The 12,015-nt window shown below is 53.1% G+C and carries 9 protein-coding genes; 3 read left to right on the top strand and 6 right to left on the bottom strand.

What is annotated here, in order from left to right; genetic code table 11:
• Positions 1-51 precede the first annotated feature (51 nt).
• Entirely contained in the window at positions 52-1,176 is a 1,125-nt protein-coding gene (locus ACLJQD_RS20085) for a hypothetical protein (RefSeq protein WP_017441860.1), read from the bottom strand.
• Between the two features lie 135 nt (positions 1,177-1,311).
• Here ACLJQD_RS20085 and ACLJQD_RS20080 point away from each other — a divergent pair, with 135 nt between their 5' ends.
• The 3 genes from ACLJQD_RS20080 to katG all read left to right on the top strand — a co-directional run bounded on the left by ACLJQD_RS20080 (position 1,312) and on the right by katG (position 6,298).
• Complete coding sequence (locus tag ACLJQD_RS20080) at positions 1,312-2,868, top strand: bifunctional metallophosphatase/5'-nucleotidase (protein ID WP_017441859.1); 1,557 nt, start codon at positions 1,312-1,314, stop codon at positions 2,866-2,868.
• Between the two features lie 194 nt (positions 2,869-3,062).
• Positions 3,063-3,953, top strand: coding sequence for a methylenetetrahydrofolate reductase (gene metF, locus ACLJQD_RS20075; RefSeq protein ID WP_000007508.1), 891 nt, complete (start codon positions 3,063-3,065; stop codon positions 3,951-3,953).
• A gap of 164 nt (positions 3,954-4,117) precedes the next feature.
• Positions 4,118-6,298, top strand: coding sequence for a catalase/peroxidase HPI (gene katG, locus ACLJQD_RS20070; RefSeq protein ID WP_017441858.1), 2,181 nt, complete (start codon positions 4,118-4,120; stop codon positions 6,296-6,298).
• Positions 6,299-6,355: 57 nt separating this feature from the next.
• Here the strand turns inward: katG and ACLJQD_RS20065 are convergent, their stop codons facing one another.
• The 5 genes from ACLJQD_RS20065 to ACLJQD_RS20045 form a co-directional block, all read right to left on the bottom strand.
• Entirely contained in the window at positions 6,356-6,979 is a 624-nt protein-coding gene (locus tag ACLJQD_RS20065; protein ID WP_000666692.1) for a DUF1287 domain-containing protein, read from the bottom strand.
• A 258-nt stretch (positions 6,980-7,237) separates the two neighbouring features.
• Positions 7,238-8,341, bottom strand: coding sequence for a glycerol dehydrogenase (locus ACLJQD_RS20060; protein ID WP_000374031.1), 1,104 nt, complete (start codon positions 8,339-8,341; stop codon positions 7,238-7,240).
• Between the two features lie 11 nt (positions 8,342-8,352).
• Positions 8,353-9,015: a fructose-6-phosphate aldolase gene (gene fsa, locus ACLJQD_RS20055; protein WP_000424866.1), complete on the bottom strand. Its 663-nt coding sequence runs from the start codon at positions 9,013-9,015 to the stop codon at positions 8,353-8,355.
• Between the two features lie 254 nt (positions 9,016-9,269).
• Positions 9,270-10,106, bottom strand: a complete 837-nt coding sequence (locus tag ACLJQD_RS20050; protein ID WP_000274595.1) for a helix-turn-helix transcriptional regulator — start codon at positions 10,104-10,106, stop codon at positions 9,270-9,272.
• 160 nt (positions 10,107-10,266) lie between these two features.
• Positions 10,267-12,000: a phosphoethanolamine transferase CptA gene (locus ACLJQD_RS20045; RefSeq protein WP_017441857.1), complete on the bottom strand. Its 1,734-nt coding sequence runs from the start codon at positions 11,998-12,000 to the stop codon at positions 10,267-10,269.
• Between the last annotated feature and the right edge of the window lie 15 nt (positions 12,001-12,015).

Below are 12,015 nucleotides of genomic sequence, written 5' to 3'. Positions count from 1 at the left end.
CCTTCTGAATGATAATCTGTGATTTTTTATGCGTGGCATTACATCATTGGGTTAAATGTGATTCCATTGTGAGTTATATTTTTCCGTCAGCAAATACAGAATTTGCGTGACGCGTTTGGCGGAATAGTGGGTGCTTTGCTGGAATTCAGGTTGTTGCCATAGCCAGGTAACAAAGCGGCGACTAGCCGCCAGATTAACGGCGACACCTTGTTCTAAGTGGGAACCAGTTAACGAACAGACCATTTTGCGGTTGTGACCTTGCCCCCAGAGTTGCCACTGATTTTGCCACCATCCCTGCCATGTTTTGCCTAACAGTTGCCACTCTGCGCGGCAATCGTCATCGTTTATCTCTTCCTCAACGAACCACAGCGAGGAGAGACGCTGGCGAAACCGCTCCGCCCATGCCGTAATGACCGCGCCGCGCAAAAAACACTCATGGGCAATGATGTGTGTCGTGACATCAGGAAAGCGGTTTTTCAGCACCCGAAAATGACCATGCGCCGTAATGACCGGGCGAAGTATTGTTCCTTGCGCGTTACGTTTAAGCGCCGCCGGGCCATACTGAATCTCATCGAACTGACTACGCTGTAAAAATTGCCGTTCTTTAATGGCGATACGGTGAATAATATCGCCATCCTCACCCTCGGGCGGCGCAATTCCTTTCCAGTGGTAATGCAAACTCTTTCCGGCAGAAAGTAACGTGAAATTGCTGGAAAGGTGAAGAACATTGCCGCGAACAGCGTCAAAACTGAATAAAAAGTACAATTGCTGGAAGGCATTCGCTCCCTGAAACGGTACGAGCAGCGGAATACTGCAAATCTGTTCCGGCGTTTCGGCGGCATTCAGCGCGTGCTGTTTTGGCGTCCAGACCTTCTTACAGTACTGGCACTGAAGTCGCTGCGTTCCGCCGGGATTACGTCCATAGCGAATCCATGTTTTTTGATAGCAGTCGGGACAAAAGTGACCATGCTCTTTGGCATACTGCGCGATATAAGCAGACGCCCAGCGGCGAAATTCCACCTCGTTGAAGAGCGGCGGATAACTGCCGCAGGCTCGACAATGCAATGCCGGATAACCCAGGCGATAGTCCGGCCACACATAATCCGGCGAGTCAGGCAGCCCAAGATTGCGACAACCAGCGCTTTTGCAGGCATTAATGGTGAACAGAGGCGGCATACATTTTACCAACGATTTTGGCAGGTCGTTGATTCTGCCTTCATAAAACGGTACGCGGGTGTGAGGACTCTCACATAAAAAAACCTTTCAGAACGTAACGTAGCGAATCTTTATATGACTGAAAGGGACTTATTTATGAAAGTAAAACTGCTTGCTGCCGGTATTTTGTTCACGCTGCCGTTCTGGGCCTGCGCCAAAGATGTCACCATTATTTACACCAACGATCTACACGCCCATGTGGAGCCTTATAAAGTACCGTGGATTGCTGACGGTAAACGCGATATTGGCGGTTGGGCCAATATCACCACGTTGGTGAAGCAGGAAAAAGCCAAAAATAAGGCGACGTGGTTTTTTGATGCCGGAGATTACTTTACCGGACCGTATATCAGCAGCCTGACGAAGGGTAAAGCGATTATCGATATTTTGAATACCATGCAGTATGACGCTGCCACTATCGGTAATCATGAGTTCGATCATGGCTGGGACAATACATTGTTGCAACTTAGCCGGGCGAAATTCCCTATCGTGCAGGGCAATATTTTTTATGAGGACAGCAGTAAATCCTTCTGGGATAAGCCGTACACCATTGTTGAAAAAGATGGCGTCAAGATTGGCGTAATCGGCTTACACGGTGTCTTTGCTTTTAATGATACGGTATCCGCCGCGACGCGCGTGGGCATTGAGGCACGCGATGAAATTAAGTGGCTGCAACGTTACATTGATGAACTTAAAGGTAAAGTCGATCTGACCGTCGCGCTGATCCACGAAGGCACCCCGGCCTGCCAGTCCAGCATGGGAAATACCGATGTGCGGCGCGCGCTGGATAAAGATATTCAGACCGCAAGTCAGGTAAAAGGGCTGGATATTTTGATTACCGGCCACGCGCATGTCGGTACGCCGGAACCGATTAAAGTCGGTAATACTCTGATCCTCTCAACGGACAGCGGCGGCATTGATGTGGGTAAACTGGTGCTGGATTACAAAGAGAAACCACACCACTTTACGGTGAAGAACTTCGAGCTGAAGACCATTTTTGCTGATGAGTGGAAGCCCGACCCGCAAACGAAACAGGTGATCGACGGCTGGAACAAAAAGCTCGATAAAGTCGTGCAGCAAACGGTGGCCCAGTCGCCGGTTGAGCTGACCCGCGCGTATGGCGAATCGTCGTCGCTGGGGAATCTGGCGGCGGATGCGCTGCTTTTTACGGCGGGGAAAGACACCCAGTTAGCGCTTACTAACTCTGGCGGTATCCGCAACGAAATCCCGGCTGGCGCGGTGACGATGGGTGCGGTAATCAGTACCTTCCCGTTCCCTAATGAACTGGTCACGATGGATTTAACCGGTAAACAATTGCGCAGCCTGATGGAGCATGGCGCTGGCTTAAGCAACGGCGTATTGCAGGTGTCTAAAGGGCTGGAGATGAAGTATGACAGCAGCAAACCTGTCGGCCAGCGGGTTACCGTGCTGACGCTCAATGGCAAGCCGATTGACGATGCTACGGTTTATCACATTGCCACCAACAGCTTCCTTGCCGACGGCGGCGATGGTTTTGCGGCATTCACGGAAGGCCAGGCGCGGAACACCTCCGGCGGCTACTATGTGTCGAATGCGATAGTCGATTACTTCAAGGCGGGCAACACCATCACGGATGAGCAGCTCAAAGGGATGCGCGTTGCGGATGTGAAGAAGTAATTTCCCCTGCCGCGGCGCGTTCAGTGTCGCGGCGTGACATGAAGAAAATTCAACTTTGCTGAATATTCCTCATTCTTTGGCGTGATTTTTCAGTTGACGTCCTTCTGCTTTTCCGTCATTTTTACATCTGGACGTCTAAACGGATAGATGTTTACAACACAACAAATAATAACATGCGATTGATGAGGTAAGGTATGAGCTTTTTTCACGCCAACCAGCGGGAAGCCCTGAATCAGAGCCTGGCGGAAGTACAGGGTCAGATTAACGTTTCGTTTGAATTTTTCCCGCCGCGCACCAGTGAAATGGAGCAAACCCTGTGGAACTCCATCGATCGCCTGAGCAGTCTGAAACCGAAGTTTGTTTCGGTAACGTATGGCGCCAACTCCGGGGAGCGCGACCGCACTCATAGCGTTATTAAAGGCATTAAAGAGCGTACTGGGCTTGAGGCCGCGCCGCACCTTACCTGTATTGACGCCACGCGCGATGAACTGCGCACCATCGCCCGCGACTACTGGAATAACGGTATCCGCCACATTGTCGCTTTGCGCGGTGATTTGCCGCCGGGCAGCGGTAAGCCGGAGATGTACGCCGCCGATCTGGTTGGTTTGCTCAAAGAGGTGGCCGATTTCGATATTTCAGTAGCGGCCTATCCGGAGGTACATCCGGAAGCGAAAAGCGCGCAGGCCGATCTGCTTAATCTGAAGCGTAAAGTGGATGCTGGCGCTAACCGCGCGATAACCCAATTTTTCTTCGATGTGGAAAGCTACCTGCGTTTTCGTGACCGCTGTGTTTCTGCCGGTATCGACGTAGAAATTATTCCCGGCATTTTACCGGTGTCTAACTTTAAACAGGCGAAAAAATTTGCCGATATGACCAATGTCCGCATTCCGTCCTGGATGTCACTGATGTTTGAGGGGCTGGATAATGACGCGGAAACCCGCAAGCTGGTGGGCGCTAACATTGCGATGGACATGGTGAAAATTTTAAGCCGTGAAGGAGTAAAGGATTTCCACTTCTACACGTTGAATCGTGCGGAAATGAGTTATGCCATTTGCCACACGCTGGGCGTAAGACCGGGTTTATAACCTCCAGCTCCCTGCCGGGAGCTTTATTACAACTCATATTGATCTACATCTCTGTAACTAAAAATATAAAAGGTATTAGCTATCGAATCTGTGGATTAATTCAACTATATCTATTTGCTCCTGGTGTATATCGTAACGGTAACACTTTAAAAGGGAGCTGAGATATGAGCACGACCGACGATACCCATAACACGTTATCCACTGGAAAATGTCCTTTCCATCAGGGGGGGCATGACCGAAGCGCAGGCGCAGGGACAGCCAGCCGCGACTGGTGGCCGAACCAGCTTCGTGTGGATCTTTTGAATCAACATTCCAACCGTTCTAACCCGCTGGGTGAAGACTTTGACTACCGCAAAGAGTTTAGCAAGTTAGACTACTCCGCCCTGAAAGGGGATCTCAAGGCGCTGCTGACCGATTCACAACCGTGGTGGCCCGCCGACTGGGGCAGCTATGTCGGTTTGTTTATTCGTATGGCCTGGCATGGCGCTGGCACCTACCGTTCTATTGATGGTCGTGGCGGCGCGGGTCGTGGTCAACAGCGTTTTGCGCCGCTTAACTCCTGGCCGGATAACGTCAGCCTGGATAAGGCGCGTCGTTTGTTGTGGCCGATTAAGCAGAAATATGGCCAGAAAATTTCCTGGGCCGACCTGTTTATTCTGGCGGGTAACGTGGCGCTGGAAAACTCCGGCTTCCGTACCTTCGGTTTCGGCGCCGGGCGTGAAGATGTCTGGGAACCGGATCTGGATGTGAACTGGGGCGATGAAAAAGCCTGGTTGACTCACCGACACCCTGAAGCGCTGGCAAAAGCGCCGCTGGGCGCGACCGAGATGGGCCTTATCTACGTTAACCCGGAAGGGCCGGATCACAGCGGCGAACCACTTTCTGCCGCCGCCGCTATTCGCGCTACCTTTGGCAATATGGGGATGAACGACGAAGAGACCGTGGCGTTGATCGCTGGCGGGCATACCCTCGGTAAAACCCACGGCGCGGCAGCGGCATCCCATGTAGGGGCCGATCCGGAAGCCGCGCCGATTGAAGCGCAGGGCTTAGGTTGGGCCAGCAGCTATGGTAGCGGCGTTGGCGCGGATGCTATCACCTCCGGGCTGGAAGTGGTCTGGACGCAGACGCCGACCCAGTGGAGCAACTATTTCTTCGAGAACCTGTTCAAATATGAGTGGGTACAAACCCGTAGTCCGGCTGGCGCTATCCAGTTTGAAGCGGTAGACGCGCCGGACATCATCCCGGACCCGTTCGATCCGTCGAAAAAACGTAAGCCAACCATGCTGGTCACCGACCTGACGCTGCGTTTTGATCCGGAGTTCGAGAAGATTTCCCGTCGTTTCCTTAACGATCCGCAGGCCTTTAATGAAGCCTTTGCTCGTGCCTGGTTCAAACTGACGCACAGAGATATGGGACCAAAAGCGCGTTACATCGGACCGGAAGTGCCGAAAGAAGATCTGATCTGGCAGGACCCGTTGCCGCAACCGCTCTACCAGCCAACGCAGGAAGACATTATCAACCTGAAAGCGGCGATCGCTGCATCCGGGCTTTCTATTAGCGAGATGGTTTCGGTTGCCTGGGCATCCGCGTCTACTTTCCGCGGCGGCGATAAGCGTGGCGGCGCTAACGGCGCGCGTCTGGCATTAGCGCCTCAGCGCGACTGGGATGTCAACGCCGTTGCGGCTCGTGTTCTGCCGGTATTAGAAGAGATCCAGAAAACGACGAATAAAGCTTCGCTGGCCGATATTATTGTGCTGGCGGGCGTGGTCGGTATCGAGCAGGCGGCCGCTGCTGCGGGTGTCAGCATCAGCGTACCTTTTGCGCCGGGCCGGGTGGATGCGCGTCAGGATCAGACCGACATCGAGATGTTCTCGCTGCTTGAACCGATTGCCGATGGATTCCGTAACTATCGTGCGCGTCTGGATGTGTCGACGACCGAATCGCTGTTGATTGATAAAGCGCAGCAGTTAACGTTGACCGCGCCGGAAATGACGGTACTGGTTGGCGGGATGCGTGTGCTGGGAACCAACTTTGACGGCAGCCAGAACGGTGTCTTTACCGACAGACCGGGCGTGCTCAGCACAGACTTCTTCGCTAATCTGCTGGATATGCGTTACGAGTGGAAACCGACCGACGAATTTAATGAGCTGTTCGAAAGCCGGGATCGTCTGACTGGCGAGGTGAAATACACGGCGACCCGCGCCGATCTGGTGTTTGGTTCCAACTCCGTACTGCGCGCGCTGGCGGAAGTTTACGCGTGTAGCGATGCGCACGAGAAGTTTGTGAAGGACTTCGTCGCGGCATGGGTGAAAGTGATGAACCTGGACCGTTTCGATCTGCAATAATCTGATAGGTTAATTCGTCAGCGGCTGCTATTCGGTAGTCGCTGACGTTTTCCGCGTTTAATGCGAAAAATAACGAAAATGTCCCGTTACTTTCCAGTTAAATAATACATCTTCCTCCTGTGCTCCCGCGCCTATGTTATGCACAACCAGCGGCACCCCTTCAGGCGTGACGTTCAGGGATACCACGCCAATATGCGCAAGGCCGTTATCCAGTCGCCAGGAGACAATATCTCCCGGTTGATAATCGCTATATTTATCTGTCACCGGCAACGCTTTGTTTTGACGCTGGAACCAGGTTTCCAGATTCGGAACGCGGCGATGGTCGATATTGCTGTCCGGGCGTTTCAGCTTCCAATTATTCGGGTAGGCAGAGAAATGCGCCTGCATGTCTTCATGTACCCGTTTCTGTAAATCAACCTGCTGACTGCGCAGCGCGCGGATGACGACATCTGCACATACGCCACGCTCCAGCGGAAGATCGCCATTCGGATAATCCAGACGAACATAGGCAGCATCATAAAATAGCGTCTTACCTATTTGTGTCCCGGCACTTTGGGCGATTGCAGCATTAGTTTGCGCCTGAACGGTTATTGGTCTGGTATCAGAGCGTGGCGAATGATGAGAGGTATGGCTAATAAAAAAAGCAGCAAGAATACCGATAAGTGCCTGTGCGAATTTCATCTTCTTCGTCCGTGAAGTGTGTCAGTACGTCATTTGACTTTCCGCGGAGAGAATGGTGCGTGATAAAAAAGTCTATTTCAGGACAAAATGGACTGATTCCAGGCTATGGAATACCTGATGATGGCGCTTCGCTTACCCGGCCTGGATGATTGGATAACAAGGCCAGATAAGGTGCCTGTGTCGACATTCGGCAAATGAATTCTGTTGTGTCAGCAAGCTGAAATACTCCTGACTATCGTCAGGAGTATTGCTCGGACCTTATTCCCATTCCTGCAAGAAGCGTTGACCGTACTGGTCGGCGACCAGCAGCGCGGCGTACACTTCATCCGGCGTTGCGCCGCCAGGCATGTTATGAATAGTTTCACCTTCTGCGCAGGAGGCTTCCGCGACGGTGCGCATTTTGGCCGGGATATCCTGTTTAATATCCAGTTGCGCCAGCGTAATCGGCAGGCCAACGGAATGGCACAGCGCAGCAACGGTTTCGATTTCTTCGACCGGCGCGTTTTCCAGCACCAGTTGCGTCAGCGTACCGAAAGCGACCTTCTCACCGTGATAATAGTGGTGCGCATCCGGAATCGCCGTTAAACCGTTATGAATCGCGTGCGCTGCGGCCAGACCGCCGCTTTCAAAACCGACCCCGCTCAGGTAGGTGTTGGCTTCGATGACGCGCTCCAGCGCTGGCGTGACGACGTGCTGTTCGGCGGCCAACATGGCTTTTTCGCCTTCTTCGATCAGCGTGTTATAGCATAGCTCCGCCAGCGCCAGCGCGGCCTGTGTACACTTGCCGCCCGCCATTGTGGTGGCGCCGCTGCGTGAGCAGGCGCGCGCTTCAAACCAGGTCGCCAGCGCATCGCCGATACCGGCTGCCAGCAGACGCGCCGGCGCGCCCGCCACTATCTGCGTATCGACAATGACCATATTCGGGTTATGCGGCAGCAACAGATAACGGTCAAACTCACCGGCATCGGTATAAATAACCGAGAGCGCGCTGCACGGTGCGTCGGTAGAGGCGATGGTCGGCGCGATAGCGACCGGGACGTTCATAAAGTGCGCCAGCGCTTTGGCGGTATCCAGCGTTTTACCGCCGCCGATACCCAGTACGGCGCCACACTGACTTTTTTCGGCGACGGCGCGCAGCCTGTCGATCTCATTTTGCGAACATTCGCCGCCAAACGGGGCGATTTCTACTGACAAACCGGCATCCGTCAGGCTTTTGCGCAGAGTCTCTTCGGCAAATCCCAGCACGAATTTATCGCCCACAACCAGCCAGTTGTTCGCCATTGGTTTTAAATAATCGCCAAGACGCGCGATGACGTTTGCACCCTGAATATACTTACCTGGTGACTGAATAATGCGATCCATACATTTCTCTCCTACAGGTTCAGATTACCAAAAGCGTTTTTCCAGTCTTGCTCAAACTTCTCTATTGCTGACTCTACCGCAGGCGTATTGAGCATTTGTTGCGCTACATCTAAAGGAAGGGTAATCGCCTGGCAACCTGCCAGTAAGCAATCCAGCGCCTGCCGCGGCGTTTTAAAGCTGGCCGCCAGCACCATGCTGTCGGGCGCGTGATGTTCCAGTAGCGTTTGCAGCTCCTGAACCATACGAATGCCATCGCCGCCCTGCGCATCAACGCGGTTGACGTAGGGAGCGACATATTTTGCGCCCGCCAGCGCCGCCAGCAGGCCCTGCGACGCGCTGTAGACGGCGGTGCCCAGCGTCACGATGCCTTCTTTTTTCAGCAATTTAATCGCTGCAAGACCTTCGGCAGTCACCGGAATTTTAACCACAATGCCGGGGATGGCGTTATTCAGCCGTTTGGCTTCTTCCACCATTCCTTTCGCGTCGCGGCTCATGGTCTGCGCAAATAAAGTGCCTTCTTCGCCGATGGCGTTTTGCAGCCTGGGCAGCACATCCCAGATAGATTCTTTGCTGGCTGCCACAATGCTTGGATTGGTGGTGACGCCGGCAATCGGGAAAATGCGCGCCAGACGTTCAACTTCCGCCACGTTAGCGGTATCCAGATAGAGTTCCATAGTCTTTCTCTTCGTGAGTTTTTGTTATGGACAGGATAAAGGAGCGTGCCCCGGATGCGCTATGTGACAAATCTGCCAAAAACTGGACAAATGTGATGCCCTTGGTAAAGCGTGATTTACTTCACAATTTGGTGATGATTAACGTATAACGTGCTGTTGTATGCCATGTGGGGGAGTGAGGTTTTTGTATTGATATTACAATAATCCAGTAAGTGCGCGTTTTATCTACTGTATTCTCTTTATTGACGTGTGGATTATTTCTCCGTTAGCTGGCTGTGATACTGGCGGCGATACTCCGACGGCGAGCGTTCCGTATTTTTGCGAAACAGGCGGCAGAAATAGTTACTGTCGACAAAGCCGCAGCGGTGCGCCACCTCTTTCACTTTCAGGTCATAACCCTTCAGCAACGTTTTGGCGTGTTCCAGTCGCGTATGGTTCAGGTATTCGTTAAAGCCGATGGCTCCCGTTTTCTGGAACAGGTGCGAGAGGTAATTTGGCGAGATATAAAACGCCTGTGCTACCGATTCGCGCGTCAACGGCGCGGCGTAGCGTTCATCAATATACTCCCGAATGGCTTCAAAAAGCGCGCGGCTGCGGGAGGCGGTCTGGATTTGGCTGCCGAGCAGATCGCGGCAATGGCTTAGTAGGCTGGCGACAATCAATCTGGCCGTTTGCTGCTCTTGCGGCTGCATCTGCATCTCATTAAGCGTTTGTAACAGGAAAGAGCCGATACGCGGGCCACGGCGCGCAACGTGCTGTTTCGTGAGGTTTTGATGCTGCTGACCATCCCAGTGGACTACGCTGAAACCTAACTGCTGTTTGCCAAACAGAATGCTCAGGGTGGTGACGGGCGTTTGCCACTGCGGGATGTTCCAGCCGCCAGCCGGAACGTAGAGAACATCGCAAGGAATGAGCGGGGCGGTAATGCTCATGTCAGTAAGCTCGCCCTCCAGCACAATCTCCAGCCGCGGAAAATCCACCTGGTACGCCAGTTCCGGCGCTGGGCCGCTGGCGCTGGCAAAATAAATCTGGCGCAGCGGCAGCGGGCCGTTGATGAGACGGGAGAGAAGGTGGCTGACGTCGTGATACATGATAATCCCCTGCCGATCGCAAACAGAGGAAACAGTAACGTCGAAAACCGATGTCCTCAAGCGATTATTGCCGGATAGCGGCGCTTGGCGCCTTATCCGGACTGCGGGAGAGAAGAACGCCAGGCCCGATAAGCGTTAGCGTTATCGGGCAGCATACAGGCTATTGATTACCGACCTGATCGCCATACGGCAACGTATCATAATCAATCAGCGCATTTTTCTTATATGGGTTGCCAATCCAGCGCGTGGTCTCTTTGAACTGCGGGTTGGTGATGGAACGCGTCGGGTCGTAGCCATCATAGGTCAGGCCCGCTAAGTCCGACCAGGTATGGATAAGCTCGGAACTGCTGTACTTACGATCGACATCCTGTGAGAAGTCGCGCGGATGCGCCGCCTGCCATTTCTCTGAGGTCCACAGCAGGAACGGCACCGTATACATATGACGGGTTGGCGAATCTTCGTTTCGTCCCTGCGTCTTATGCGGCGGCGTGTCATACACTTCTTCACCGTGATCGGAGAAGTAGAGCAGGAAACCGTTCGGATCGGTCGCTTTATAGTCCTTAATCAGACTGGCGACAACATAGTCGTTATACAGGTTCGCGTTGTCGTAATCGTTATACGACTCCAGTTCGTCGCTGCTTAATCCCGGCGGAACATGGTCGGTTTTACCATCAAACTTGCCCTGGTTTTCTGGATAGCGGAACTTGTATTTAATGTGCGTTCCCAGCAGATGCACAATAATGAATTTTTTCGGCGCCGGGTCGGCTAACACCGCTTTAAACGGCGCCAGCACGTTGCTGTCATATTCGCGCGCGCTTTGAGTGCGCTGCTGGTTCATATAGAACTGCTTATCAGTCTGCTTAGAGAACACGGTCAGCATGGTATTACGCGCCGTCATCGTCTGCTGGTTAGTGATCCAGAAGGTTTTATACCCGGCCTGTTTCATCATATTCATCAACGATGGCTTCGTCAGATACCAGTCCGGGTTCTTTTCGTCCGCGAATGTTAGCGCCTGTTGCAGAATCTCAATGGTGTACGGTCGCGAAGTTACCACGTTATTAAACACGGTCAGCCCGGGGTCGGTTTTATGCAGCGCGTCCAGTTCCGGCGTGGTTTCGCGCGGATAACCGTACAGACTCATACGGCCACGCTGGGTCGATTCGCCAATCACCAGTACCAGCGTGCGCGGCGCATCGCCGGAGTGGTCCTGGAAGTTAGCCAGCGGCGGCAGGGCATCGTTTTCATTCAGCAGTTTATTCAGCGAAGCGAGCTGTAAACGGTACTGATAGTAGCCAGTAATAAATTGCCACGGCGCGGCGGGCTCCATTCGTGACGCCAGGCTATCCAGCGTTTTCTCCATCGACTTATGCTTGATAAAGGTATTCATCGCGATGGGATGGAGGATCAGCCCGTACAGCAGGGCAAACGACACCAGATAACGCCAGGGGGATGGAATATAAACCGGGCGTAGACGTGTCCACAGCAAAATCGCCGCCACCGTATAAGCCAGCGCGACAAGAACAATTTTCAGACTGAAATATTGGCTTAAATATTCGCTGGCTTCATTGGCGTTGGTTTCAAACATCACAAACAGCACGCTTTGCGAGAACTCCTGCCCGTAGATTACGTAATAGCTCAGCGCCGCCAGCGAGGCGGCCCAGAGTACGACGCCAATAACGGCAGCAATAACCCGGATGTGGCCTGGAAACAGAAAGACCGGGATCAGCCACAGTGAGCTGTACAGTAGCGAATCCCGCAGACCGTTTGTCCCACTGTATCCGGTGAGATAAATAATGGCCTGCAGGAGGGTGGAAAAGAACCAAAAGTAGAGCAGTGCCCAGCCCAGGGCTTTCCAGCTAAACGCGGGTTTAGTCTGGAGTAATGTGGATTGCATAATGAGAGCCTGTCT

It is taken from the genome of Salmonella sp. SAL04214 (genome assembly GCF_046550615.1).
GTDB classification, from domain to species: Bacteria; Pseudomonadota; Gammaproteobacteria; order Enterobacterales; family Enterobacteriaceae; genus Salmonella; species Salmonella enterica.
The sequence above is the reverse complement of the archived record's forward strand: the minus strand, read 5'-3'. Positions and strand labels throughout refer to the sequence as shown.